This window comes from Amycolatopsis nigrescens CSC17Ta-90 (genome assembly GCF_000384315.1).
Lineage (GTDB): Bacteria > Actinomycetota > Actinomycetes > Mycobacteriales > Pseudonocardiaceae > Amycolatopsis > Amycolatopsis nigrescens.
Window position 1 is genome coordinate 4,201,709 of record NZ_ARVW01000001.1, and the last position, 23,106, is coordinate 4,224,814.

At 68.4% G+C, this 23,106-nt stretch carries 26 protein-coding genes; 12 read left to right on the forward strand and 14 right to left on the reverse strand.

The annotated features are described in order from the left end of the window. Positions 1-38 precede the first annotated feature (38 nt). Genes AMYNI_RS0119875 through AMYNI_RS0119885 form a run of 3 tightly spaced genes read left to right on the forward strand, consistent with a single transcriptional unit; the run spans position 39 to position 1,594 of the window. Positions 39-542 (forward strand): GNAT family N-acetyltransferase, encoded by a 504-nt coding sequence (locus tag AMYNI_RS0119875; RefSeq protein ID WP_026360678.1) that lies wholly within the window; start codon positions 39-41, stop codon positions 540-542. Next, complete coding sequence (locus AMYNI_RS0119880; protein ID WP_020669796.1) at positions 539-1,315, forward strand: SDR family oxidoreductase; 777 nt, start codon at positions 539-541, stop codon at positions 1,313-1,315. The genes AMYNI_RS0119875 and AMYNI_RS0119880 overlap by 4 nt, the downstream gene beginning before the upstream one ends. Before the next feature lie 60 nt (positions 1,316-1,375). After that, positions 1,376-1,594 (forward strand): hypothetical protein, encoded by a 219-nt coding sequence (locus AMYNI_RS0119885; RefSeq protein WP_020669797.1) that lies wholly within the window; start codon positions 1,376-1,378, stop codon positions 1,592-1,594. Between the two features lie 2 nt (positions 1,595-1,596). On the opposite strand, the gene AMYNI_RS49580 is transcribed toward AMYNI_RS0119885, so the two are convergent. The 12 genes from AMYNI_RS49580 to AMYNI_RS0119945 form a co-directional block, all read right to left on the reverse strand. After that, positions 1,597-2,100, reverse strand: coding sequence for a PIN-like domain-containing protein (locus AMYNI_RS49580; protein ID WP_169515755.1), 504 nt, complete (start codon positions 2,098-2,100; stop codon positions 1,597-1,599). Next, entirely contained in the window at positions 2,009-2,677 is a 669-nt protein-coding gene (locus tag AMYNI_RS0119895; RefSeq protein WP_020669799.1) for a DUF433 domain-containing protein, read from the reverse strand. Before AMYNI_RS0119895 ends, AMYNI_RS49580 begins: the two co-directional genes overlap by 92 nt. Positions 2,678-2,788: 111 nt before the next feature. Then, positions 2,789-3,028, reverse strand: a complete 240-nt coding sequence (locus AMYNI_RS44885) for a hypothetical protein (protein ID WP_157357411.1) — start codon at positions 3,026-3,028, stop codon at positions 2,789-2,791. A gap of 194 nt (positions 3,029-3,222) precedes the next feature. Continuing rightward, positions 3,223-3,417 (reverse strand): hypothetical protein, encoded by a 195-nt coding sequence (locus tag AMYNI_RS50855; protein WP_483756898.1) that lies wholly within the window; start codon positions 3,415-3,417, stop codon positions 3,223-3,225. A gap of 290 nt (positions 3,418-3,707) precedes the next feature. Further along, entirely contained in the window at positions 3,708-5,141 is a 1,434-nt protein-coding gene (locus AMYNI_RS0119910) for an MBOAT family O-acyltransferase (protein ID WP_020669802.1), read from the reverse strand. Positions 5,142-5,232: 91 nt separating this feature from the next. Beyond that, positions 5,233-6,189, reverse strand: coding sequence for a 23S rRNA (guanosine(2251)-2'-O)-methyltransferase RlmB (rlmB, locus tag AMYNI_RS0119915; RefSeq protein ID WP_020669803.1), 957 nt, complete (start codon positions 6,187-6,189; stop codon positions 5,233-5,235). A gap of 1 nt (position 6,190) precedes the next feature. Further along, positions 6,191-7,582, reverse strand: coding sequence for a cysteine--tRNA ligase (gene cysS / locus AMYNI_RS0119920; RefSeq protein WP_040405831.1), 1,392 nt, complete (start codon positions 7,580-7,582; stop codon positions 6,191-6,193). Between the two features lie 42 nt (positions 7,583-7,624). Further along, complete coding sequence (locus AMYNI_RS0119925) at positions 7,625-8,311, reverse strand: HAD family hydrolase (protein ID WP_020669805.1); 687 nt, start codon at positions 8,309-8,311, stop codon at positions 7,625-7,627. Positions 8,312-8,336: 25 nt separating this feature from the next. Then, entirely contained in the window at positions 8,337-8,732 is a 396-nt protein-coding gene (locus AMYNI_RS0119930) for a PPOX class F420-dependent oxidoreductase (RefSeq protein ID WP_020669806.1), read from the reverse strand. 27 nt (positions 8,733-8,759) lie between these two features. Beyond that, positions 8,760-9,248, reverse strand: coding sequence for a 2-C-methyl-D-erythritol 2,4-cyclodiphosphate synthase (gene ispF / locus AMYNI_RS0119935; RefSeq protein WP_026360680.1), 489 nt, complete (start codon positions 9,246-9,248; stop codon positions 8,760-8,762). After that, entirely contained in the window at positions 9,245-9,910 is a 666-nt protein-coding gene (locus AMYNI_RS0119940; RefSeq protein WP_020669808.1) for a 2-C-methyl-D-erythritol 4-phosphate cytidylyltransferase, read from the reverse strand. Before AMYNI_RS0119940 ends, ispF begins: the two co-directional genes overlap by 4 nt. Before the next feature lie 30 nt (positions 9,911-9,940). Then, positions 9,941-10,432 carry a CarD family transcriptional regulator gene (locus tag AMYNI_RS0119945; protein ID WP_020669809.1) on the reverse strand — a complete coding sequence of 164 codons (492 nt, stop codon included), beginning with the start codon at positions 10,430-10,432 and terminating at the stop codon, positions 9,941-9,943. Positions 10,433-10,753: 321 nt separating this feature from the next. On the opposite strand from AMYNI_RS0119945, the gene AMYNI_RS44890 reads away from it, so the two are divergent. Genes AMYNI_RS44890 through AMYNI_RS0119960 form a run of 3 tightly spaced genes read left to right on the forward strand, consistent with a single transcriptional unit; the run spans position 10,754 to position 13,147 of the window. After that, complete coding sequence (locus tag AMYNI_RS44890; protein ID WP_040405833.1) at positions 10,754-11,341, forward strand: copper chaperone PCu(A)C domain-containing protein; 588 nt, start codon at positions 10,754-10,756, stop codon at positions 11,339-11,341. 42 nt (positions 11,342-11,383) lie between these two features. Further along, positions 11,384-12,754: a DNA repair protein RadA gene (gene radA / locus AMYNI_RS0119955; RefSeq protein ID WP_020669811.1), complete on the forward strand. Its 1,371-nt coding sequence runs from the start codon at positions 11,384-11,386 to the stop codon at positions 12,752-12,754. A gap of 33 nt (positions 12,755-12,787) precedes the next feature. After that, on the forward strand, positions 12,788-13,147 hold the full coding sequence (locus AMYNI_RS0119960; protein ID WP_020669812.1) for an antibiotic biosynthesis monooxygenase: 360 nt from the start codon (positions 12,788-12,790) through the stop codon (positions 13,145-13,147). 87 nt (positions 13,148-13,234) lie between these two features. Here AMYNI_RS0119960 and AMYNI_RS44895 read toward each other — a convergent pair whose 3' ends face one another. Together AMYNI_RS44895 and AMYNI_RS0119970 are read right to left on the reverse strand one after the other, a co-directional pair. Continuing rightward, positions 13,235-14,299, reverse strand: coding sequence for a CU044_5270 family protein (locus AMYNI_RS44895; RefSeq protein WP_020669813.1), 1,065 nt, complete (start codon positions 14,297-14,299; stop codon positions 13,235-13,237). Continuing rightward, positions 14,292-14,909 (reverse strand): RNA polymerase sigma factor, encoded by a 618-nt coding sequence (locus AMYNI_RS0119970; protein ID WP_020669814.1) that lies wholly within the window; start codon positions 14,907-14,909, stop codon positions 14,292-14,294. Before AMYNI_RS0119970 ends, AMYNI_RS44895 begins: the two co-directional genes overlap by 8 nt. 133 nt (positions 14,910-15,042) lie before the next feature. Here AMYNI_RS0119970 and AMYNI_RS0119975 point away from each other — a divergent pair, with 133 nt between their 5' ends. The 6 genes from AMYNI_RS0119975 to AMYNI_RS0120000 all read left to right on the forward strand — a co-directional run bounded on the left by AMYNI_RS0119975 (position 15,043) and on the right by AMYNI_RS0120000 (position 23,095). Beyond that, positions 15,043-15,642, forward strand: a complete 600-nt coding sequence (locus AMYNI_RS0119975) for a C39 family peptidase (RefSeq protein WP_026360681.1) — start codon at positions 15,043-15,045, stop codon at positions 15,640-15,642. 78 nt (positions 15,643-15,720) lie between these two features. After that, complete coding sequence (locus AMYNI_RS0119980; RefSeq protein WP_020669816.1) at positions 15,721-16,548, forward strand: helix-turn-helix domain-containing protein; 828 nt, start codon at positions 15,721-15,723, stop codon at positions 16,546-16,548. Between the two features lie 14 nt (positions 16,549-16,562). After that, positions 16,563-16,742, forward strand: coding sequence for a DUF397 domain-containing protein (locus AMYNI_RS0119985; protein ID WP_026360682.1), 180 nt, complete (start codon positions 16,563-16,565; stop codon positions 16,740-16,742). Continuing rightward, complete coding sequence (locus AMYNI_RS0119990) at positions 16,730-17,641, forward strand: patatin-like phospholipase family protein (RefSeq protein ID WP_020669818.1); 912 nt, start codon at positions 16,730-16,732, stop codon at positions 17,639-17,641. Before AMYNI_RS0119985 ends, AMYNI_RS0119990 begins: the two co-directional genes overlap by 13 nt. 225 nt (positions 17,642-17,866) lie before the next feature. Next, positions 17,867-18,940, forward strand: a complete 1,074-nt coding sequence (locus tag AMYNI_RS0119995; protein WP_245573959.1) for a hypothetical protein — start codon at positions 17,867-17,869, stop codon at positions 18,938-18,940. A 114-nt stretch (positions 18,941-19,054) separates the two neighbouring features. Next, positions 19,055-23,095 carry a polymorphic toxin-type HINT domain-containing protein gene (locus tag AMYNI_RS0120000; RefSeq protein ID WP_020669820.1) on the forward strand — a complete coding sequence of 1,347 codons (4,041 nt, stop codon included), beginning with the start codon at positions 19,055-19,057 and terminating at the stop codon, positions 23,093-23,095. The last annotated feature ends 11 nt before the right edge of the window (positions 23,096-23,106 follow it).

The following is a 23,106-nucleotide window of genomic DNA, read 5'->3' on the forward strand; positions in this document are numbered from 1 at the left end:
GTTCGCCCCGGCCGGGGCCGGCGCGGCATGCTGCCGGGGTGGCCGAGGAGACGGTGACCCACCTGGAGATGACCGGGCGCGAGCAGTTGCGTCCAGGGCAAGTGGTGCCGGAGCTGGCCTTGGCGGAGGTCGGCGGCTCCTCGCCGTTGATCAGGCCGACCACCCTGCGCATCGCCGCCGAATACCGCTGGCCCAGCCTGTGCTGGGGAAATGCGCAGTGGGCGGACTACCTCGCCGATCCGGGCCGCCAGTTCTGGCTGATCCGGTACGGCGAGCAGATCGCCGGATTGAGTGATTTTCAGCGGCAGGAAGACGGGCAGGTCGAGATCACCACGTTCGGCCTGGTGCCCGAGTTCGTCGGCAAGGGACTCGGCGGGCACGCGCTGACCCTCGCCGCCGAGCGGGCCTGGGCCTATGGCGGCGACGTGCGGCGGATCTGGCTGCACACCTCCACCCTCGACCACCCGCACGCGCTGGCGAACTACCGTGCCCGCGGCTTCCGCCCGTTTCGGGTTTTCACCAGGACGCAGGAGGAGCCTTGAGCAGCAGAACCGCACTGGTCACCGGCGTCAGCCGCCGTCAGGGGATCGGCTACGCCATCGCCCGCCGCCTGCTCGACGACGGCGCCCGCGTTTTCGCGCAGTCCTGGTCGCCCTACGACGCGACCGAGCCATGGGGCGCGGACCCGCTGGGCATCGAGGGCGTGCTGGGTGAACTCGGCGGCGTCAGCGACTCCCTCGCACACGCAGAAGCCGACCTCGAAGCCCCCGAGGCGCCGTCGGAGCTGATGCGCGCTGCCACCGACCGTTTCGGCCCGCTCGACACCCTCGTGCTCAACCACGCCCGCAGCTCACTCGGCACCCTCCCCGAGCTGACCGCCGCCGAACTGGACCGAACGTGGGCGATCAATGTCCGCGCCGCGTTACTCCTGGTGCAAGCGTTTGCGGAGCAGTATCGCGATACTCCGCACGGCGGCCGGGTGGTGCTGTTCACCTCCGGCCAGCACCTCGCCCCAATGGCCGACGAGATCCCCTACGCGACGACGAAAGGTGCCCTGCACGAGCTCACACTGACCCTGTCGGAGGCGCTGGTCGACCGGGGAATCACGGTTAACTGCGTGAACCCCGGCCCCACCGACACCGGCTGGGCCACCGAAGAGCTCACCCGCCACGTCGGCCGCTCCCTGCCCCGGGGCCGCTGGAACTCGCCCGCCGAAGCGGCCGGGGTAGTCGCCATGCTGCTCGGCTCAGATGCCGCCACGATCACCGGCCGGGTGATCGACGCCGAGGCCGGTTTCCGGCGCTGGCAGCCCTGATCCGGGGAGGCGGAACGGCCCCGGACCTGGTACGACTAAGTGCGGGCGAAGGGGTTGAGGATGGAGAAGCGGAACTTCGTACGCGAGCACTGGCTGAGCTTGCTGGTCACCGCGCTCTTGCTCGCCAACGGCGGCTACGGCCTGGCCGGCGGCTTCGACAGCACCCTCGGCCGCATCGCCGCCATCCTCATGCTCGTCGCCGGCGTCCTCCTGCTCATCTCCATCGCCCTCCGCCTCCGCACCCCCCGAGAAGCCCCCGAAGACGAAGCCCCGGAATAGCGTCAACGACCGTTCTTGCGCAGCTTGGGTCTCTTCGGAGCGAACCTCACGACCCCGCGATCCGTGATCCGCCAGACCTCGGGCGTGCGGTTCAGCGAGTAGGTGACGACGTCGTGCAAGTGTGCCTCCACCAGCAGTTTCAGCCGATCGCGGGTGGCTTCACCCGGCAGGTAGAACATGTGCACTCTCGCGGCCCGGTACGCGGCCAGTTCATGCGGGCGTTCCATTATCTTGGCATCCCGATTGAGTACGACCCAGCCGGTGCGGGCTATTTTTCCGAGCCACTCGGTATCGTCCGCGCCAAGCGATTCCGCACGAGTTCCGAAGACCTCTGGTGGAGTGTGGCAGCGGTAGCCGTGGTCGACCAGTAATCGTCGAACTGTGCGGGTGACCGCATTTTCGTCGAGGTAGAACTCAGGCGGCGCGGCCCAGGAGGACGCGTGCGGCGGCTCTGACGGCGTCTTCCCCGACTCCGTGTTCTTCGGCGACGACGGCAGGATTCTCACCTGCTTTCAGCATCGCGGCCACATTGGCCACCTTGGCTCCGGTCCCGTCGAAGATTGGCTGACCCGAAGACCGGTACGGGTCTAGAACAACTTTCGCCGGTTCAAAAGTCTTCAGTATCAGCCAGTTGGGATAGATATCGGAATCGAAACCGACGTACTCCAGGTAGTCCATTACGATCTCCCGAATAACTGTCTGACCGGTGCTGCCTTCGATCAGTCCGGCACCGGCTTCAGTCTTCGAGAAATCCCACAGAACCGAGATGCCGTCGGTGGCCAGCGAAGATGAGGCCAGCACGTACTCGTGGCCGAATTCCTCCTGCAGCTTCTTCAGCGCGGGGCGAATCCGCTGAGGCCGCACCCCGGCACGCCGGAGACCTGCCAGTACCCAGGCCTCGGCCAGCGCTATGAAGGGAACACTGGCTTGCCGGATGCTGTCCGGTGCGACCACGTGGAGCAGCGGGCCAGCGCGCTCGTACCCCTGCGCCCAGCGATGAAAGGTCTGCTGCGGGATGCCGAGATGACGTCCGGCGTCAGCCATGGTCATCAGTGGCTGGGAGAACCGCACATCTTCGTCCATCGGCGTTCCAGCCTCCCTTCTCGCATCATTCTCAACCTAACCTGCTCGATCATGCCTTGGCGAGCGCCTGTCCGCGGGGAACCCGCCGAAGGTGCCTAGCAGCTCACCGATTTACTTCTTTTCGCGAAGCGGACGATCGGAGCCGAGCGAAGTAGGGCGGTGCTGTTGGCGGGCGCCATGCAACAGTTGAAGCACGGCTACTGCCCGTTCACCACGGCTGGTTTGGCTTGTCAGCGCCGCGACGACGCCCGCGACCAGCGTCACCACTGCCGTCGGGGCATAACGCAGGATCACCACGATCATCGCGATCGATAGGGGTACGGACACAAGAAACTCACTGAACACCGACACGGCGCTGTTCTCCCTCGCGCAGCGAAGAAGGAGCGCCTGCGCCTCCACGGCCAACCAGGAGGCGCAGCGCACCTCAGCCGATCACCGAGACAGGAACAGACGACCCATGGTCAAAGCCATTGTGGCAGAACACCTTGCTCCAGGCGAGGGATCGGCCCTAGCGCTGCCGAACTTGGCTTTATGTGATCACCGAACTACGCACCCCCGGACAACGCAGGAATCTGGTCGATCAGGTTGCTGAGGGGCTCGTCCCCTTGGTGGGCTGAGTCCTCGACGCACTGCTGGGTCTGCGGGGCCGAGAGGATGGTTGCCAAGGCACGGCTGCTGTCTCGGTATCCGCAACGAGGGCGGTGAGTGCACCGTCCTGGTGAGCGGCTGGGGCAGGCCACGGGGAATCTTGATCACCGCGAGACCAGCGGGCAGATCGGAGTCGGGAAGGTCGAGGCATCGCGCGGTGCTTTCGGCGATCACGGCCCACGGCACATTGGCGGCGGGGCTAGCCGTGGTGGCGGGTGCGGCGCCACCGACAACGGCCAAAACGGCAAGGGTCTTCGGGGGACTCATCGGCTTTCCTCTCGCAGAAGGGCATGCTCCGAGCCGAGTCGGAAATGCCACCCCGAAACCCTTTGTTCCCCTGATCGGGCGGGCTACGCCACTTGATCGTGAGCGGGAGCAGCCCCTAGAACTGGTAGTACAAAAACGGGCTGAAGGTGCCGTTGGCGACGAGGATGGCGGCATAGCCGAGGCCGGCGGTCATGACGCTGATCCGCAACGCGGTCGCCTGGCGGCCGCGGGCGGCTTCCAGCAGCGGGCCGGTGACGGGGTGGGCGGGCAGCAGGATGACGGTCAGCGCGGCGAGCAGGATGATGAGGCGCTGGTTGGTCAGGGCGGCTTCCACCACGTCGGTCAGGCCGGTGAAGTCGGGTAGCAGCATGTGGCCGATCATGGTGAGCGCGTGGCCGAGGTCGGGGGACTTGAAGAAGACCCAGCCGACCACGACGAGCAGCAGGGTGAGTGCGCGGCGGGCGAGGCGTTTGACCGGGTCGGCCGGGGTGGCGTCGAAGCCGAAGGCGCGCTCGATGATCAGCAGTGCGCCGTGGTAGATGCCCCAGATCAGGAACGTCCAGTTCGCCCCGTGCCAGAAGCCGGTCAGCACGAACACGATGCACAGGTTCCGGTACGTCTTCGCGCCGCCGCCGCGGTTGCCGCCGAGCGGGATGTACACGTAGTCCCGGAACCAGCGCGACAGCGACATATGCCATCGCCGCCAGAACTCGGTGATGGTGATCGACGAGTACGGCCGCGCGAAGTTTTCCGGCAGCCGGAAACCGAGCATGCGGCCGAGGCCGATCGCCATGTCCGAGTAGCCCGAGAAGTCGAAGAACAGCTGCAGGGTGAAACCGATCGCGCCGAGCCAGGCCACCGCGAAGGTCATGTCGCCGGCGGGCGTCGCGAAGCACGCTTCGACCATCGGGCTCAGCGAATCGGCGATGATGGTCTTCTTGCACAGCCCGAGCGCGAACCGCGGGAAACCGGCCGCGATGTCGTCCAGCCGGTGCTGGCGCTTCTGCGGCAGCTGGTCGGCGATCTCCCGGTACCGCACGATCGGGCCCGCCACCAGCTGCGGGAACATCGAGATGTAGGTGGCGAAGGACACCGGGTTGCGCAGCGCCCGCCGCTCACCGCGATAGATGTCCACCACATACGAAATGTGGTGGAAGGTGAAGAACGAGATGCCGATCGGCATCAGCAGGTGCACCACCGGGAAGTCGCCGCCGAGCAGCTTCGCGAACGCGGCGAACTGCGCGGTCGCGAAGCCGGCGTACTTCCAGATCACCAGCACCGACACGTCGAAGACGATCACGCCGATGAGCAGCCGTCGTCGTCGCTTCGGCTGCCTGTCCCAGTCGTTCGGCTCCAGCGCCGGCCCGGCCAGGAAGTTGACCACCATGCAGGTCAGCAGCAGCAGGGTGAACGCACCGGCGCCGGTCGCGTAGAAGATCAGGCTGGCCACCGCCACGATGCCGTTTCGCCAGCTCGGCGGGCACACCAGCACGGCGAGCAGTACCGCCGGCATGAAGTACCACAAGAACAGTGGCGAGATGAACGACATCGGTGCGCAGCCCCCTGGAACTGTTTCAGCTCCGTGACCCTAACCGACCGGCTGACCCGGCGGGGTGACTATCGGCCAGGTCGCTTCTGAATCAGATGCGGCCTGCCAGGCGTCGCCGCCTGGCCACTTCGGCGAGCAGCACACCGGCCGCGACGGAGGCGTTCAGCGATTCGACACCGGCCGCCATCGGGATGGACACCGTCGCGTCGCAGGTCTCACCGACCAGCCGCGAAAGCCCGCGGCCCTCCGAGCCAAGCACGATCACCAGCGGGTCGGTGGCCAGCTCGAGCGAGTCGATGTCCACCGAACCGTCCGCGTCGAGGCCGACGACCATCAACCCGTCCTGCGCCCACGACTTCAGCTGCCGATTCAGGTTGGTCGCGATCGCCACCGGCATCTTCGCCGCGGTGCCGGCGCTGGTCCGCCAGGCCACCGCGGTGATCCCGGCGCTGCGCCGGCCGGGCAGCAGCACCCCGTGCGCGCCGAACGCGGCCGCCGAGCGGATCACCGCACCCAGGTTGCGCGGATCGGTGACCCCGTCCAGCGCCACCAGCAGCGGTGGCTCACCCGAATCCCGCGCGATCCGCATCAGGTCGTCGGGGTGCTCGTACTCGAACGGCGGCACCTGCAGGCCGAGGCCCTGGTGCATGGCCCGCCCGGTCTTGCGGTCCAGTTCCTCGCGGGGGATCTCCAGGATGGAGATGCCCTTGTCCGCGGCCATCCGGACGGCCTCGTTGACCCGGTCGTCCGCGTCGATGTTGATCGCCACGTACAGCGCCGTTCCCGGCACGTCCGCCCGCAGCGCCTCCACCACCGGGTTTCGCCCGGCGATCACCTCGGGCGCTTCGGCCTTCTGCTCGCGGGTCTTCTCGCGCTTGGCCGCGGCCGCCGCGCGGCGTTGGGCTGGATGCCCGGGGCGTGCCTTCGCCGGCGGCGTCGGGCCCTTTCCCTCCAGGCCCTTGCGGACCTGCCCGCCGGAGCCCTTGACCTGACCCTTTTTCGTGCCCTCCTTGCGGATGGCACCACGTCGCTGCGAATTCCCTGCCATATCAAGCTTCTCTTACTGTCCACAAAGGACCATTGGGGGTGTCTTCCACCGCTATTCCGGCCGCGACGAGCTGGTCGCGTAGTGCGTCCGCGCGGGCGAAGTCACGGTCCGCGCGTGCCTGCTGCCGCTGCTTGAGCAGGCCTTCGACCAGGTCGACCAGCGCCTGCCGGGCCGGTGACTGGGAACCGGCCAGCGCCGCCCACTGCTCGGACAACGGGTCGAGACCGAGCACCCCGGTCATCCCGCGCACGCTCGCGGCCAGTTCCAGCGCCTTCTTGTCGTCGCCGGCGTCCAGCGCCGCGTTACCGTCCCGGACGGTGTTGTGCAGCACGGCGAACGCCTTGGGGGTGGCCAGGTCGTCGTCCAGTGCCGCACCGAACTCGGGCTTGAGCTCGCCGACCTCGACCGAGCCGGCGGCGCCGTCCACCCGCCGCAGGAACTGCTCGATGCGCTGGTAGCCCTGCGCGGCCTCGGTTAGCGCCCCGTCGGAGTACTCGATGGTCGACCGGTAGTGCGGCTGGACCAGGTAGTACCGCAACTCCGGCGCCCGGTAGCGGCGCAGCATCTCGGGGATGGACACCGTGTTGCCGAGCGACTTCGACATCTTCTCGCCGGACAGCGTCACCCAGGCGTTGTGCAGCCAGAACCGGGCGAACGGGTCGCCGGCCGCGTTCGACTGGGCGCGCTCGTTTTCGTGGTGCGGGAAGACCAGGTCGACCCCGCCGCCGTGGATGTCGAACTCGGGACCGAAGTAGGTGGTCGCCATCGCCGAGCACTCCAGGTGCCAGCCGGGCCTGCCTTCGCCCCACGGCGTCGGCCAGGACGGCTCACCGGGCTTGGCGCGCTTCCACATCGTGAAGTCGCGCGGGTCGCGCTTGCCCTCGCCGAGCGTTTCGCCCTGCTGCACCTCATCCAGCCGCTGACCGGAGAGCGCGCCGTAGTCGCCGAACGACGTGACCGAGAAGTACACGTCGCCCTCCGCCGTGTAGGCGTGGCCGGCGTCGATCAGCCGCTGCATCAGCTCGATCATCTGGGTGACGTGCCCGGTCGCGCGCGGCGCGATCGAGGGCGGCAGGCAGCCGAGGGTCTGGTAGGCGTCCTCGAACGACCGCTCGTGCGTGGCGCCCCACTCCCACCACGGCCTGCCCGCGTCGGCGGCCTTGGTGAGGATCTTGTCGTCGATATCGGTGACGTTGCGCACCAACCGCACGTCGAGTCCATTGTGGACGAGCCAGCGGCGCAGCACGTCGTAGTTCAGCGCGCCCCGCACGTGCCCGATGTGCGGCACGCCCTGCACCGTGGCCCCACAGACGTAGATCGACGCGGTCCCGCTCTGGGCAGGATGGAACTCCCGCTGGCTACGGGTGGCGGTGTCGAAGAGGTGTAGGGCCACGCCGGAATGGTACGGGGCCGGTGTGCACCCCGTCGCGCGGCGTCAGAGCACGCCGTGCTCTCGCAACGCCACGAGCAGCCCGTCCGGACGTTCGGTCGTCGGCAGCGGCTCGACCAGTGCGAACGGGCAGCCCAGCGCCCTGGCCCCGCCGTCGGCCTCCTCGCTGTCGCCGACCATCAGCGTCTCAGCGGCCGGGACGCCGAGTCGGTCCAGCGCGACGCGGAAGATCGCCGGGTCCGGCTTGATCGCGCCCACCTCGTAGGACAGCACGAACTCGTCCACGTACGCGTCCAGTCCGCGGCCGTTGAACGCGGGCCGGATGTCGAACGCGATATTGCTCAGCACGCCCACCTTGAGGCCCTTGCCCGCCGCGCCCTTCAGCACGGCTTCGGTGTCCGGGTACGGCGTCCACTGGCCCGGGTCGCACAACCGGTCGTAGAGGGCCTTGGCCTGCTCGACCTTGGCGACTCCGGACTGCTTCAGCACCTCCAGGTACACCTTCTGGTGCAGCACGGGATCGAGGTCGCGGTTGTGCCAGGCGTGCAGGTGTTCCTCGTCGAGGTCGACGACCTGGCCGACCGGCGCGGTCATCCGCCGCATCAGCTCTGCCTGAGCTTCCACGTCCAGCGGGTCGCCGCCGTGGTCGGTCAGCTCGGTCAGCCAGGTCTCGTCCTGCTCGAGCCGGAACAACGTGCCTGAGAAATCGAACAACACCGCCTGAATGGTCACCAGGTCAGGTTAGCCGTTCGGCAGGTCAGGCGGAGAAACCAGTGATCTTGTCCGCGGTGACCCGGACCACCACGCGCACCACGCTCTCGGGCTCGGCCGGGTAGTCCCGGCCGCCGTACTTGTTCGACAGCTCGTCGATCAGCGCCCGGCCGCCCTCCTCGGTGACCTCCGCGGTGCCGCGTACCTCGACGTAGCTGTACGGGTTCTTCAGGTCGAAGATCGAGACGCTGATCCGCGGGTCGCGTGCCAGGTTGCGCTCCTTCCGGCGGCCCCTGGTGGTGGAGAACACCACGGTGTCACCTTCCCGCTTCACCCAGAGCACCGAGGACTGCGGGCCGCCGTCCGGGTTCAGGGTGCAGACGGTGGCGTAGTTGGCCCCGTCGAAGAGGGCGCGGGTGGTCTCGTTGAAGGTCTGTGCCATGGCGCCGAGCGTAGTTCCGGCGCGTGCTCAACCGGTCGCGGACGCGCCGTCGTCCACGGGCAGCAGAAGCGCGGTCGCGATGGCCGCGATCCCTTCGCCGCGGCCGGTCAGGCCGAGCCCGTCGGTGGTGGTGCCGGCGACGCTCACCTGCCCGCCCGCCGCGTCACCGAGCACGCGCTGGGCCTCCTCGCGGCGGGTACCGATACGCGGCGCGTTGCCGATGACCTGCACCGACGCGTTGCCGAGGCGTAGTCCCGCGGCCCGGACCCGCCGCCGGACCTCGGCCAGCAGCTCCGCGCCGTGCGCTCCCGACCAGCGGGGGTCACCGGTGCCGAACACCGCGCCGAGATCGCCGAGGCCGGCCGCGGCCAGCATCGCGTCGCAGAGCGCGTGCGCTGCCACATCGCCGTCCGAATGCCCGGCGCAGCCGTCGACGCCGGGCCAGTGCAGCCCGGCGACCCAGCATGCACGGCCGGGTTCCACCGGGTGCACGTCCACGCCGGTGCCCACTCTCAAGACTTCCCCCGCTGGTCGAGGTCGCGGACCAGCATGGCCTCGGCGACCGCCAGGTCGAACGGGGTGGCCACGCGCAGCGCGTTCGGATGGCCGGCGACGGTGTGCACCGCGTCGCCCAGCTTGCTGACCGGATCGGCGCCGCACACGTCGCGGAACACCTCTTCGGTGAAGCCCTGCGGGCTCTGCACGGTGCGCAGCCGAGCGCGGTCCTGAGTGCCGGTGACCACGTCATCCGCGTTGACCAGCTTGACGGTGTCGGTGACCGGCAGCACCGGGACCACCGCGCCGGCACCCTCCGCGACCGCGGAGACCACCGCCCGGATGGTGGCGGGCGGGGTGAAGGCGCGGGCCGCGTCGTGCAGCAGGACGATCTGGTAGGTACCGGGCTCGACGGCCGCGAAGGCGAGTCGTGTCGATTCGGCGCGATCGGCGCCACCGGGGAGCACCCGCACCCGGGTTTCGGCGCCGGGCAGGGCCCGCAACGCCGACCGATAGGACGCAACATGCCGCGCGGGGGCCGTTACGATCACCAGATCCACGCTCCGGGAATCGAACAGCCCTCGCACGGCATGGGTCAGCAGGGGTTCACCATGTACCGGGGCCAACACGTCCGGCTCGGCGGAACCGTGTGCATCGGCAGCGACAAGCGCGACGACCTTCACCGTCGTGATCGCCTTCCCGGCAGCCTGTAACTAAACCGCTGCGGTTTCCAGAACTTCGTCGAGCAGCACTTCAGCCTTGCCCTCGTCGGTGCCCTCGGCGAGCGCGAGCTCGCTCACCAGGATTTGCCGAGCCTTCGCCAGCATGCGCTTCTCGCCGGCCGAAAGGCCACGGTCCTTCTCTCGCCGCCAGAGGTCGCGCACCACTTCGGCCACCTTGTTCACATCGCCGGAGGCGAGCTTCTCGAGGTTGGCCTTGTACCGACGAGACCAGTTCGTGGGCTCCTCGGTGTGCGGAGCACGCAGCACGTCGAAGACACGGTTCAAACCATCCTGGCCAACGACATCACGCACACCGACGATCTCGGCGTTGTCTGCTGGCACGCGAACCGTAAGATCCCCTTGCGCGACCTTGAGGACGAGGTACTTCTTCTCCTCGCCCTTGATCACACGGGTCTCGATTGCCTCGATGAGTGCGGCACCGTGGTGCGGGTAGACGACGGTCTCTCCGACCTTGAAAACCATGTGTCCTCTGCCCCTTTCGCTACCGCCATCTTAGCACGGGGTGCCGGAGGGCACCTAGGCACCCGTGATCCGTCCTCGCAGGTCAGCGGCCTGAAAGTGCTCTGGACGGGGGTTGACAAAGGTGCATTTCCCATGCTCATGCAGGTGGGGCGCAAGCGATTCCCCGGCTCCGGCCAATCCATTATGGACATTTGAGCTACGGCTCTTGGCGCCGAAACGGCACCAGGTTTCGACTCTCAGCAGGCCCCCGCTACCCTTCGCGGGTAGATCAGGTGTGCGCTTAGGGAGGGACTGTCCACCGTGAGGCTGCAGAATCATCGCGTGCTCGGCTCTGCTGTGCTCGGTCTCGGCGCCGCCATGGCGATCGCCGGGTGCGGCGCGGGGCAAATCACCCAGACGGACAGCCAGAAGTCGGGGGTCCTCGGCGCGGGCGCGCAGAAGGGCCCGGTCTCCGTGCGCAACGCCGTGGTGGTCAACCGCAACTCCTGCGACCAGGCGTACACCCCTGGCATGGACGCGCCGCTCTCGGCGCAGTTCGCCAACACCGGTGGCGCCGACGTGCAGCTGCTCTCGGTCACCTCCGAGGTGGCCACCGGCGCCGTCATCGAGGGCTCGAAGGTGGTTCCCGCCGGTCACAAGCTCCAGATCGACGAGCCGGGCCGGCCGGGTGTGCAGCAGGTCTCCGAGCCGGGCGCCTCCTCTTCTTCGCAGGACCAGCAGGTCGGCCACGCCACCATCACGCTGCAGGGCCTCAAGCGCGTGCTGTGGCCGGGCCAGACCATCAAGGTCACCTTCAACTTCAGCAACGGCGCTGCCCCGGCCTCGATCCCGATCGGCGAGCCCTCCGTGCAGCTCAAGTGCGACGTACCGGGCGGCGAGGCCAAGGAAGGCGAGTCGGGCGGGCACTGACCCGCGCGGAACTGTCGGTGCCCCCGGCTAACGTCTGCGGCAATGGTCAAGAAGGGTGCGACCTACCGCTGCGCGGAGTGCGGTAACGAGGTCGCGAAGTGGGTCGGCCGCTGTCCGGAGTGCCAAGCGTGGGGATCGATCGAGGAGCGCGGGGACGCGCGCCCGGTCATCGCCAGGGTGGTCGCCGGTGCGCCGAGCGCGCCCGCGAGGCCGATCGGTGAGGTCGATGTAGAGACCGCGCGGGCGCGGGGCACCGGGGTCTCGGAGCTGGACCGGGTGCTGGGCGGCGGCCTGGTGCCCGGCGCGGTGGTGCTGCTGGCGGGGGAGCCGGGGGTCGGCAAGTCGACCTTGCTGCTTGAGGTCGCGTTCCAGTGGGCAGCGTTGGGACGGGATTCGGGGCCTTCGCTGTATGTCACGGGTGAGGAGTCGGCGGGACAGGTGCGGCTGCGCGCGGAGCGCACCGGCAACCTGCACGGGTCGATGTACCTGGCCGCGGAGAGCGACCTGTCCGCGGTGCTCGGGCACGTGGACGCGGTGAAGCCGGGCATGCTGATCGTGGACTCGGTGCAGACCATGTCGTCGCCGCAGGTGGACGGCGCGCCCGGCGGGGTCACCCAGGTCAGGGCGGTGACCGCGGGCCTGGTCGCGCTGGCCAAGGAGCGCGGCCTGCCGGTGGTGCTGGTCGGCCACGTCACCAAGGACGGTTCGGTGGCCGGCCCGCGGGTGCTGGAGCACCTGGTGGACGTGGTGCTGCAGTTCGAGGGCGACCGGCACTCCACCTTGCGGCTGCTTCGCGGGGTGAAGAACAGGTTCGGCGCGGCGGACGAGATCGGCTGCTTCGAGCTGGTCGAAGAGGGCATCGTCGGCGTGCCCGACCCGTCCGGACTGTTCCTGAACCGGGACGCCGATCCGGTGCCGGGTACCGCGGTAACCGTTGCGGTGGAAGGAAAACGGCCGCTGCTCGGCGAGGTGCAGGCGCTGGTCGCGCAGTCCTACATGCCGCAGCCGCGGCGGGCGGTGAGCGGGCTGGACTCGGCGCGGGTCGGCATGGTGCTCGCGGTGCTGGAGAAACGCGCTGGGCTGAAACTGGGCGACAAGGACGTCTACGCGGCGACCGTGGGCGGCATGAAGATCACCGAGCCGGCGGTGGACCTGGCGCTGGTGCTCGCCATCGCTTCCTCCGCGGAGAACGTGGCACTGTCCCCGCGGCTGGTCGCGGTGGGCGAGGTGGGGCTGGCCGGGGAGATCCGGCGGGTCGGCGGGGTCGGCAGGCGGATCAGCGAAGCGGCCCGGCTCGGCTTCACGCATGCGTTGGTGCCGCCCGATTCCGGGCGGTTGCCGGACGGTATCCGGGCGCTCGAGGTGAGCAACGTGGGCCTGGCGCTGTCCGCGGCGCAGCACGCCCGGTCTTGACCTGAACCTATCTTGAGGTAGCAGGGTTCGGGTATGAGCGTCGACAACGGCTTCTACTCGATCATCGACTACACCGTCGACGGGCCCGAAACCCAACGTGAACTGACGGCCGCCTTCGCCGAGGTCCAGCGGCGATGGGTGTGTTTCTACCCCGGCTACCGCTCGGCCCGGTTCCACCTGAGCACCGACGGGACGCGGGTTTACAACATCGTGCACTGGGCCAGCGAGGCGGACTACCGGAACTTCGTGGAGAACTCGGACACGGATGGCCGGGTGGCCGCCATCCAGGCCGCCTTGGCCGGCCTTGCCGGCCACGCCGAACCCCGGATGACCGGCGTGCCCACCTACACCGTTGCGCACGAGGTCGGCCCCGCCCATACGAGCCCAACGTGACGTTTGGCTCGTTCTATCGGCCAAACGTCACGTTGGGCCGGGGTCCGTGCGTCCCCCGACGGACGCACGGGCCCGGACCCCGGCGCGTCAGCCGGGCGGCTTCACACCGATCTCGGTGGCGACGCCGTACTCGTAGTTGGCTTCAGAGCTGACGGAGCCCGCGGGACTGGCGCCGCGGTCCTCCAGTTCGGTCTCCCGCTCGCCGATCAGCTGCCCGGTGGCCGGGTCGACGATGATCTGCTGCCGGACGCCGGCCTTCTCGATGGCCAGTGACGTGCCGATCCTGCCGTCGAGGGTCCGGACGTCCGGGGTCACCTGGAGCCCCGGCACCATGGCGAGCGCCTGGTACATGGTGTTGCGGTACTCCGCCGGCACCCGGCCGGTGCGCAGTGCGTCCGCCACGTACACGAGCATCTCGAGGTCGGGGTCCTTTCCCCGGTCCTCGGTGTCGGCGCGAAGCCGGTCGTAGAGCTGGCGCGGGGGCTTGGGCAACTCGGCCAGGAACTTCGGGTTCGGCTGCTGCCAGGCGCCCTCGATCGGCCCGTAGAACTCGCCGCGCGGTGCCCGCTTCTCCTCGGGGCTGGACGGCGGCGAGAACTGGACCCCGTTGGCGATGGCCTCTTGTTCGGTGCCCACCACCCAGATCCGCTTGCCGGTGGAGCCCGAGCGCATCAGCCATTCCTGGTTCTGGTCGAAGGGCATCCAGTACTCGGTGACGCTCTCGTTCAGGTAGCTGAACTTCTTGTCGTCATCACCGGTGCTGTGCATGGCCCAGGCGTGCTTCGCGAAGTAGCGGTACTGGCCGGGCGCCACGACGGGATCGCTCGAACCGAACCAGGCGATGCCGGTCTGCTGGGCACCCGATTCGATCGGGGCCGGCCGGTCCACCATCAGGTTGGCCGCGGTGATGCCGCCGGCGGCCACCACGACCACCGCGGCGGCGGCGCTGGCCCAGCGCACCCAGGACTTGCCCGTCTTCTTCGGCGGCCGACCGGACAGCTGCTCGGCGGTGACCGTCCCGGCGCCGCGCAGCATCGCGTCCCTGGCCCGGCGCAGCTCGTTTTCGTCGGTGTGCGGGTCGGCGTGCAGGGTGGCCAGCGCGGTGTCCAGCTCCGCTTCGGACCAGACCTGTCGCAGATTGTCTTCACTCATGATCGGCCACCTCCACGGGCTCTTCCTTGGTGACGTTCGGTGCGCCGACGCGCAGCGATTTCCGGATCCGGTGCAGCCTGGAGCGCACGGTGCCGGCCGGGATGCCGAGCGCCTCGGCGACCTCGGTGGGTTCGAGCCCGCCCCACGCCGAGAGCAACAGGGTGTCGCGGTCTTCGGTGGACAGGCCGGTCAGCGCGCCGGCCAGCTGGGCGGCCATGGTCTGCGCGTCCACCCGCTCGGCGACCCTGGTCTCCGGGCCCGCGGTGGCCGGGTGCTCGGCGGCCATTCTGGCGGTGGCCTTCAGCGCCCGCAGCTCGGTGCGGGTGTGGTGGCGGACCAGGTTGGTCGCGATGCCGTACAGCCAGCCGCGCACGGTGCCGGCCTCCGGTTTGTACGAGTCGCGTCGTCGGAGGGCGACCAGGAAGGTCTCGGAGAGGAGGTCGTTCGCGGTTTCGCTGCCGACCCGCCTGGCCAGGTAGCGGTGCAGCGGCGGTGCGTGCGTGTCGAAGAGGTGGCTGAACACCGGTGCTGGATCGGCACCGCCGAGATCCGGCCGATCCGCTCCGGAGGCCGGTTCGCCCGGCTCGTGATCTTTGGTCATTGCCTGCATATCTGTTCTTGCCCGCTGGGGCGCGGAGCGTTCGGGCGGTTTCAGGTCAGGTCGAAAGGGGCTTGTGCACCTGGGGATGTTCAGTTATCACGGTCTCACCACGAAGTCGGTTATTGACCAACGGAGGATGAGCATGCGCAGCAGATTGTCCGTTCTGGTGGCCGCGGTCGCCATCGCTGGAGCCCTCGTCACCCCACTGAGTGCCGGGGCCGAGGTCAAGGCCGCCAAGTCGCTGGACGTCAGCTACCAGGTGCAGGAGACCGGCTACTGGTGCGGCCCGGCGGCCACCAGGATCGCCCAGTCCGCGCGCACCTCCGACCTGCCGAGCCAGGCCGCGCTGGCCGAGCAGTTGGGTACGACGGAGAACGGCACCGACCACATCAGCCAGGTGGTGGACGTGCTCAACGCCAATCTCGGCGGCGGCGAGTACCAGGTCACCGAGATGCCGGACGACCCGCCGAGCCAGGCGCAGAAGGACAAGCTCTGGCAGGACATCGTCAGCGACATCGACGGCGGGTACGCGGTGGTCACCAACATCGTCGCGCCGCCGGGCAACCATCCGCCCGGCTACCCCGACGAGACGATCTACCACTACTTCACCGTGATCGGCTACGACAGCTCGAACATGACCGTGCACATCGCCGACCCGGCCAACTTCGGCGGGAACCAGCTCTACTGGCTCTCCTTCGACCAGCTCGCCACCCTCGTCCCGCCAAAGGGCTACGCCGCCTGACCCGGCGCGTCGAGAATCTCACCCCCGGATTTTCACCTTACGATCGGTGATCAGGTGATTCCCGGGGGTGAGACGCGCGTGGGCCAGCGGCCGAATCCGAACTTCCGCGCCAGGCAGCTCGGTCGCGCGCTGCGCAGGCTGCGGGAGCAGATCGGCATGAGCCAGCGCGAAGCGGCCACGCGGCTGCGGTACTCGGTGCCCAAGATCAGCCGGATCGAGCAGGGCCAGGTGCCCGAGTACCACGGACTGCGCGCGATGCTCGACCTGTACGGGGTGATCGTCTCGGACTGGGACGAGTACCTGCTCATGCACGAGCGCGCACAGGACAAGGGCTGGTGGCACGCGTACGGCATGGATGGCCGAGGATTCATCAGTGTCGAAGCGGATGCCTGCTTGGTGCGCACCTTCGACTTCGGTTACGTGCCAGGATTGCTGCAGACCGTCGACTACATGCGCCAGGTCTTCACAGCGGAACGCCGTCCACTGGAGGGCCAGCTGCTGGACGACGCCGTGACGGTCAGGTTGCGGCGGCAACGCCGTCTGGTGGACGAGCCTCAGCTCCGGTTGCACGCCATCATCGACGAGAACGCGCTCCGGCGGCAGGTTTGCCCGGGTGCCGCGCACGAAGCCCAGTTGCGCAAGATCGTTGACCAGACGGAGCTGGAGAACGTCACCGTGCAGGTCGTGTCGGAGTCCATCGGCACCTACCCCGGGCAGTACGGAAATCTGTCGCTGGCGAGCTTTCCGGATCCGGTCGAGCCGGAGGTGGCGTACGTGGAGCACATTCTTGGTTCGATGCTGGAGGAGCGGGAGTCTCGGGTTTCCGCTGCTAGGCTGGCCTTCGAGGATCTGGCCGATCGCGCGCTGGATCAGGAGGATTCGATCGCGTTGATCGAACGGCTTTGAGCTGGAGGCTGCTCATGTCCACTATGGACACTTGGATCAAGAGCAGCTACAGCGGTGGGGACCCGGAAGGCAACTGTGTCGAGGTGGCCTTCTCGGGCGAGGCGGTGGCGGTGCGGGACTCCAAGAATCCCGCCGAAGGCACACTGGTCCTCCCGCCCGGGTCCTGGCGGGGTTTCCTCGGTTGCATCCGGTAGCGCGGCTGATCGCGGACCGGCGCGCAGCCGGTAGCCTGCCCGGCCGCCGCGAGGACGGGCACCGCCTGGCGCTGGCCATCGAAGGCGGCAGCAGTCGCGGTACCTACTCCAGCGGCATGGTGATGGCACTCGAAGAGCTGGGCCTGCTGCCCGCGTTCGACGCCGTCTACGGCTCGTCGGCGGGCGCGCTGAACGGTGCCTGGCTGCTTTGCGGCCGGGCCAAGGCCGGGATGCGGTCGTGGTGGGATCCGGATGTGATGCGCCGGGTGATCAACCCGCTGCATCCGCTGCGCGGCCGGCCGGTGGTGGACACCGGGTACCTGGTGCACAGTATTTACGGTCGTCTCCAGCCGATGGACTTCCCGGCGATCCTGGCCGGCCCGGTCACCTTCCACCCGCTGGCCACCGACGCGGACACCGGCGAGTCCACCGACCTCGCGCCCTTCATCCGCGACGAACGCACCCTGCAAAAAGCGCTGCGCGCGACCACCTGCATCCCGATCCTGGCCGGCGAGCCGATCCACCTCGGCGGCCGGCGCTTCCTGGACGCCGGTCTGGCCGAACCGCTGCCCTTCCACACCGCGCTCGCCCAAGGCGCGACGCACGTGCTCGTCCTGCGCACCCGCCGCGCCGACGAACGCCCCCTACCGACCCCGCGCGCCCAGGAACTGGCCGTCCCGCGCTACCTGCGCCGCCACGCCCCCGGCGTCCTCGACCCCTGGCGCACCCTCTACGCACGTGACCTCGCGGACGAAAAGTTCCTCGACGGCGATCCCGGCAACCTGCTGTCCATCCGCCCCGCCCCGGCCGCCCCTGACGTCGGCTCCCTGGAACGAGATCCCGCCCTCCTCCGCCACGCCGTCAACCTCGGCCGCGCCGCGGTACTTACCACCTTCTGATGGCTTGTGATTAGTGCAAAAGGGCACTACCGCCGAGAGCAAATGTCAGGTATTTAGTGGCACAGTGTCAATTCTCTGACATATTCAGCGTGTCCAAACCGTGATGAAGTGACCTGTAACGGAGGCGGTCTGTCGGAATATATTCCGGGTAGCCGGAAAGGGCCGGCTGTCGGGGTGGTACGCCAATCCAGGGGCTGGTCCGTTTCCGTTATAGGGGGAAATTTCGTGCGCAAACGCGCGTTCTTGAGTGCTGTCTGCGTCGCGGCGGTGGTATCCGGTGTGGGAGGGCTTGCTTCTCCCGCGGCGGCTTTCTCGCTGACGACCACCGTGTCCGCAGTCGCGCAGGTGCCGGACCGCGTCGCGGCGGACCGGGCGCTGGTGCGGGTCTACGCGGGAAAACATCCCTACTCACTGGTGCGAGCGGCCGCCTGGTCGGCCCTGATCAGCAGCGCGCCGGACGAGGCCGTGGCGGAGTTCCTGAAGAGCGGTTACGCCTACGCGGTGCAGCGGTCGGAGCAGAACCGGGCACGGAACCTCGACTTCGCCCGCCGCGTGCTGGCCACCCATACCAAGGAGTACTCACCGGAGGTGCACGCCGCTGCCGAACGCGCGGTGAACGGCACCGACGCGGACCGGGAAGCCTTTGCACGCACCGGCTATGAAGCCGCAAAGCAACTCGACAAGCAGGAGAGGGACGCCTCGGGTGAACAGGCGGCCGCGATCAAACAGGCCGATCGCGAATATGTCCTGGCGCTGGCCACCGCCGACCCCGGGCCGCAGGTGCGGGCGAGTGCCGCGTGGGCGACCAGGCCCGGGTACACCGACGCCGACATCGTCGAGTTCTTCGCCTACGGCTGGGCCAGCAGCGCCAAGCTGGATCTGGAAATGCACCGGCTCCACGCGGCCGACGCCAATGTGACCTGGCGGGTGACCGTCAACCGGCTGATCGTCGAGGCGCAGGCTGCCGAGCAGGCGGCGAAGGACGCGGCGGAAGAGGTTGCCGAGCAGGCAAGGGCGGCGGCCGCGCGGGCGTGGCAGGCCGTGGGCGAGCAGACCGCACCGGCGCGCACGGCCTGGAGCGAGGCGCAGCAGGTCGCCGAGCGGCAGGCCGCGAACTGGCGTGCGGTGCTGGACGCGGCAAACGCGGCCAAGGGACCCAACTGGGATGCCATCGTCGACCCGGCCACGGCCAGTCAGGCGGACTGGCAGGCAGAGAAAGATTTCGCAGTGGATCAGGCGCGATTCTGGGAAGAGTTGCTGCAGCAGGCTCGTGACGGCGAGCAGCGCATGAACAAATAGACCTGATTGATCTTCTTCTAGTTTTTCGCGGTGAATCCGTTTCCTTGAGATCTCCCGGGGTGGGGTGGCTTCGTGCTGGTTATGAAACGTGCGCGTAGAGCGTTACTGACTTTTATGGCGGTGGCCGTGGTGGCCGGCGGGGTACAGCCGGTGCAGGCGATCGCCGCGCCGGTACCGCCGGCGCGAGCCGCGGCCGCTGCGCCGGACGTGCCGGCGTCCGAGCCGCGGCCGATGCCGGAGTCGCTCTACAAGGAGTGGAACGGCACCGACGGGGTGGACCTCACCGGGGACCCGCGGCTGCGGGAACTGGTGGCGGATATCGCCGAGTTGGATGCCGAGCCCGAGGTTCGCGATGCGGCCGCGGCGGCGCTGTTCGGTGACGACGAAGCGATCATGACCTTCCTGATGGTCGGCGAGCCGGAGGCACGGGCGAAGGCCAACGCACGCAAGGCTGAGAAGGCGCGCGCGGACCGGGCGGCGATCGAGCCGCTGCGAGGTACGGGCGGCCCGTCTTTCAACGCCGCGGTCGAGCGGGTCCTGGCCGGAACCGACAGTGACCGTGACGCCTTCCTGGCCTATGGCGCGGAAATCGCGAGAGCGCAGGACGAGAAGACGGCGGCGTCCGCGAAGGAGCTCGCGGACCGCTACCGGGCGCGGGTGACCATGCTGGCCGCCGCGGCCGGGCCGGGTTCCGAGGTGCAGAAGGCGGCGCAGGCCGCGTTGGACGCTGGAGACGCGGCGATCGCCACCTTCCTCAAGACCGGATATCTGGTCGCGGCGAGGGCGGACGCGGATGCCCGTGAGGCGTACTTGCGGGAACAGCGAGAACGTCAGGAAGCAGCCGAACAGCTGACCGAGTTGGCGAAGAAGGCTGCTCGGGCGTCGGTGGCGCGAAAGAACCTGTTGACCGCGCACGGCAGCGGGATCCGGGCGCTGCAACGGGCGTCGAACGCGCTGGTCTCGGCGGGCACCGAGGCACGGCGGGCGGCGCAGATCCTGGCCGCGAACGAGGCGGGCGGGCAGCATCCGCCGGACTCGTTCTTCGTGGTGAAGGGCGAGGTCGCGCGGCAGCTCGAGTATGCGAACCAGGCCGCGAACGACGCGCAGCAGGCGTCAGCACGAGCGAGCGTCGAGGCGAACATCCTGGTCGAGACCGGCTTGACCTACGGGGCGCAGTGGGCGCAGATGGCCGTGGGCATGGCGGAGGCCTCACGGGCCGCGGTCGCTGCGACGCAGACCGCGCAGCACGCGATCACCGCGACCGAGGCGACCGACCAGGCCAGGGACGCGCAGGCCAAGGCCGAAGCGCACGCGGTGCAGGCCACCAAATGGCGTGAACATGCCCAGGAGCACGCGGCCGCCGCGGCGCGGCTCGCCGAGGCTGCGCGGGTGCAGGCGGTCGCTGCCCAGGATGCAGCGGCCAGGGCGCGGGCGGCGAGGGTCGCAGCCGAGCAGGCGGAGCAGCAGGCGTGGGCGGCGGCGAAGCGCACCCGTGACGCGCGATTGGTCGCGGAGTCCGAAGCCGCGAAGGCCGCCGAAGCACGGAGAAACGCTGAGCGCGAGCGTGCCGCCGCAGCGGCGCACCGCAAGACGGCGGAAAGCCAGGCGGCGAGCGCTCGGGCGTCGCGTGGGCAGGCCGAGCAACTCGCCAATGTCGCGGAAGGTGCCCGTCAGCGGGCGGTGGAGCAGGACGGTATCGCGGGCGGTGCCGAGACGAATGCCCGGAACGAGGAGGGCAACGCACGTACGTCCCGAGACCGGGCGGTGGGCGCGGAGCACGCGCAGCAGGCCGCAGAGGCCAAAGCACAGGCGTTGGAAGCCGCCGCGGCGGCGGCGCGTGGCGGTGCACATGGCGTCGAGGCACAGAACGCGGCGAATGCGGCTCGGGGTGAGGCCAACACGGCTCGGGGCGCTGCCGTTGGTGCGCGTAGCGCGGCCAATGCCGCCACCGGTGCCGCGGCGAAGGCACGTTCGGCGGCTACCGAGGCGACGCGTGCGGCCGCGCGGGCACGGGCTTTCGCGGCGGAGGCAAGGGCACATGCCGACCGGGCGAACGCGGCGGCCAACAAGGCCGAAGCTGCGGCGGCCGAGACGCACATGTTCGCGGAGCAGGCCAACGCCCGTGCGGCGGAGGCGACTACGGCGGAGATCCAAGCTGCCGAGCACTCGCGTGAGGCGACCCGCCTTGCCGAGGCGGCGTCGGCGGAGGCCGTCGCGTCGATGCGCGCGGCCGATCGCACGAAGGCCGAAGCCGACGCGGCGTCGAACGAAGCCGTCTCGGCCGCGACCCAGGCCGGGATCGCCGTGCAGGCGTCGCTGGCCGCCAGGGCGTCGTCGCAGGCCGTCACCGATCCGGCGAACACCGCGATCACCGTGGTCGCGCCGTTCACCGGGTCCGACATCGACGCCGACTTCATCGCTCTGGTCGCCGCACAGGCCAAGGCCGTGGGCGCGGAACAGGCGAAAGCCGCTGCGGATCGGGCCACCGAAGCGGTACGCGCCGCCGAACTGGCGAAAGCCGCCGCCGACCGTGCTGCGACCGAGGTCAAACCGGCTTATGACGCCGCCGCTGCTGCCGCCGCCTCGTCGGCAGCAGCAGCACGATCCGCCGCGGATGCCCAGGCGGCTGCGGCCGCCGCGGCCGAGGACGGTGCACTCGCCCGAGCCGCCGGTGCACGGGCGAACCAGGCTGACGCCCAGGCGCAGGCCGATGCCCGTGCCGCCCGTCAGGCCGCGAACGCCGCGAACAACGACGCGGCCATCGCCGGCCGCGCCGCCGCCGCGGCCGAAAAGGACGCCGCCGCCGCACGCTCGGCCGCCAGCCGGGCCGAAACCGACGCGGCCGCAGCCCGAGGCGCCGCTACTCGCGCAGAGGCAGCCGCCACGGCCGCCGAAGCCGCCGCCGCGAGCGCGCAGCAGCATGCGAACAATGCGGCCGAAGCGGCGAAGAACGCGTTGGGTTTCGCGATCGAAGCCCAGCAGGCCGCCGACCGAGCCGAGCAGGCCGCCCGAGAGGCAGCAGAGCGCAAGCGCCGGGAGGAAGCAGAAAGAGTTGGTGGTGATGCCAGGCCGGCTCTGTCCCCCGACGAGGAGTACATGCTCCAACTGGAAGGAGGGCCTGAGCTTCTTCAGCAGTACAAAGAAGGCCTGGCAGCAGCTAGCAAATCGATTCTCGATTTCCTGAGAGAGAATGGTGCAGAAATTCTACTCGAAGTGCTCGGTATCAATGATGCCAAGCGTTGCTTCGGTGAAGGTGATGTTGCTGCTTGTCTGTGGACCGTAATCAATGTCGCATCGATAATTGCTATTATTGCGAAGCTGCCCGCGGTGGGCGCGGCGGTCGGCCGGGTGATCGGCGGTCTTGACAAGTTCCTAGAGACGACCGGCTTGGCTGGGCGCTTCCTCGACAAAACACTGGACACTCTCGAGGCGACGAAGCGAATTCCCTGCAACTGCTTCCCTGCAGGAACGCCGGTTGCTGTGGAATTTGGGGAAAAGGCGATCGAAGACATTTCCGTCGGGGACAAGGTTTGGGCTCGCGAGCTCGGGGGTGACCAGTCTCGATTGCGGACGGTTGTCGGACTCTTCAATAAGCGGGCCGAACAATTGCTGGCAATTTCTGCCGGTGGCGTGGATTTGCGGGTAACCCCCCAGCATCCATTTTGGGTGGTAAACCGAGGTTGGATATATGCAGGAAACCTCAAGGTTGGAGATAAGCTCCAGTCGCTGGATGGGACCAGGCCGACTGTAACCGGGATCGTCTCGCAGGCGCTTGCTACTACGGTATATAACTTTGAAGTAGAGGGCGATCATAACTACTACATCACCAAGGCTCAGTTACTTGTACATAACTGTCCTGTATTGTCCATCATCAGTCAGGACTCTATGCTGGTGAAGGCTGCGGAAGAGGCGGGCAGAAACCCCGTGTTACAGAGGGAGATGGATTCTTTGGTTCAGAAGTTCATCACTGGTAACAGTAACCCTGGAATCGGGACGAAGGCACTAGCGGGTACTGGCTTGTCCTACCTGCGTGGTCGCGAAGGTGGGCGAGTGTTCTTCCGCAAAGTCGGTGACTCCATGCAGATTGTAGCCAAAGCGGATAAGTCGAATGAGTCAAAAGTCATCGATCGCTTAATAGAATTGTTTGGAAAGTGAACAATGTTTGA

What these genes read in the sequence shown, in the direction of transcription:
- AMYNI_RS0119885 (WP_020669797.1), top strand. Translation starts at nt 1,376, where the DNA reads ATGGAGAAGCGGAACTTCGTACGCGAGCACTGGCTGAGCTTGCTGGTC.
- AMYNI_RS0119895 (WP_020669799.1), bottom strand. Translation starts at nt 2,677, where the DNA reads ATGGACGAAGATGTGCGGTTCTCCCAGCCACTGATGACCATGGCTGAC.
- AMYNI_RS0119910 (WP_020669802.1), bottom strand. Translation starts at nt 5,141, where the DNA reads ATGTCGTTCATCTCGCCACTGTTCTTGTGGTACTTCATGCCGGCGGTA.
- rlmB (WP_020669803.1), bottom strand. Translation starts at nt 6,189, where the DNA reads ATGGCAGGGAATTCGCAGCGACGTGGTGCCATCCGCAAGGAGGGCACG.
- AMYNI_RS0119930 (WP_020669806.1), bottom strand. Translation starts at nt 8,732, where the DNA reads ATGGCACAGACCTTCAACGAGACCACCCGCGCCCTCTTCGACGGGGCC.
- AMYNI_RS0119945 (WP_020669809.1), bottom strand. Translation starts at nt 10,432, where the DNA reads ATGGTTTTCAAGGTCGGAGAGACCGTCGTCTACCCGCACCACGGTGCC.
- radA (WP_020669811.1), top strand. Translation starts at nt 11,384, where the DNA reads ATGGTCAAGAAGGGTGCGACCTACCGCTGCGCGGAGTGCGGTAACGAG.
- AMYNI_RS0119960 (WP_020669812.1), top strand. Translation starts at nt 12,788, where the DNA reads ATGAGCGTCGACAACGGCTTCTACTCGATCATCGACTACACCGTCGAC.
- AMYNI_RS44895 (WP_020669813.1), bottom strand. Translation starts at nt 14,299, where the DNA reads ATGAGTGAAGACAATCTGCGACAGGTCTGGTCCGAAGCGGAGCTGGAC.
- AMYNI_RS0119970 (WP_020669814.1), bottom strand. Translation starts at nt 14,909, where the DNA reads ATGCAGGCAATGACCAAAGATCACGAGCCGGGCGAACCGGCCTCCGGA.
- AMYNI_RS0119975 (WP_026360681.1), top strand. Translation starts at nt 15,043, where the DNA reads ATGCGCAGCAGATTGTCCGTTCTGGTGGCCGCGGTCGCCATCGCTGGA.
- AMYNI_RS0119985 (WP_026360682.1), top strand. Translation starts at nt 16,563, where the DNA reads ATGTCCACTATGGACACTTGGATCAAGAGCAGCTACAGCGGTGGGGAC.
- AMYNI_RS0120000 (WP_020669820.1), top strand. Translation starts at nt 19,055, where the DNA reads ATGGCGGTGGCCGTGGTGGCCGGCGGGGTACAGCCGGTGCAGGCGATC.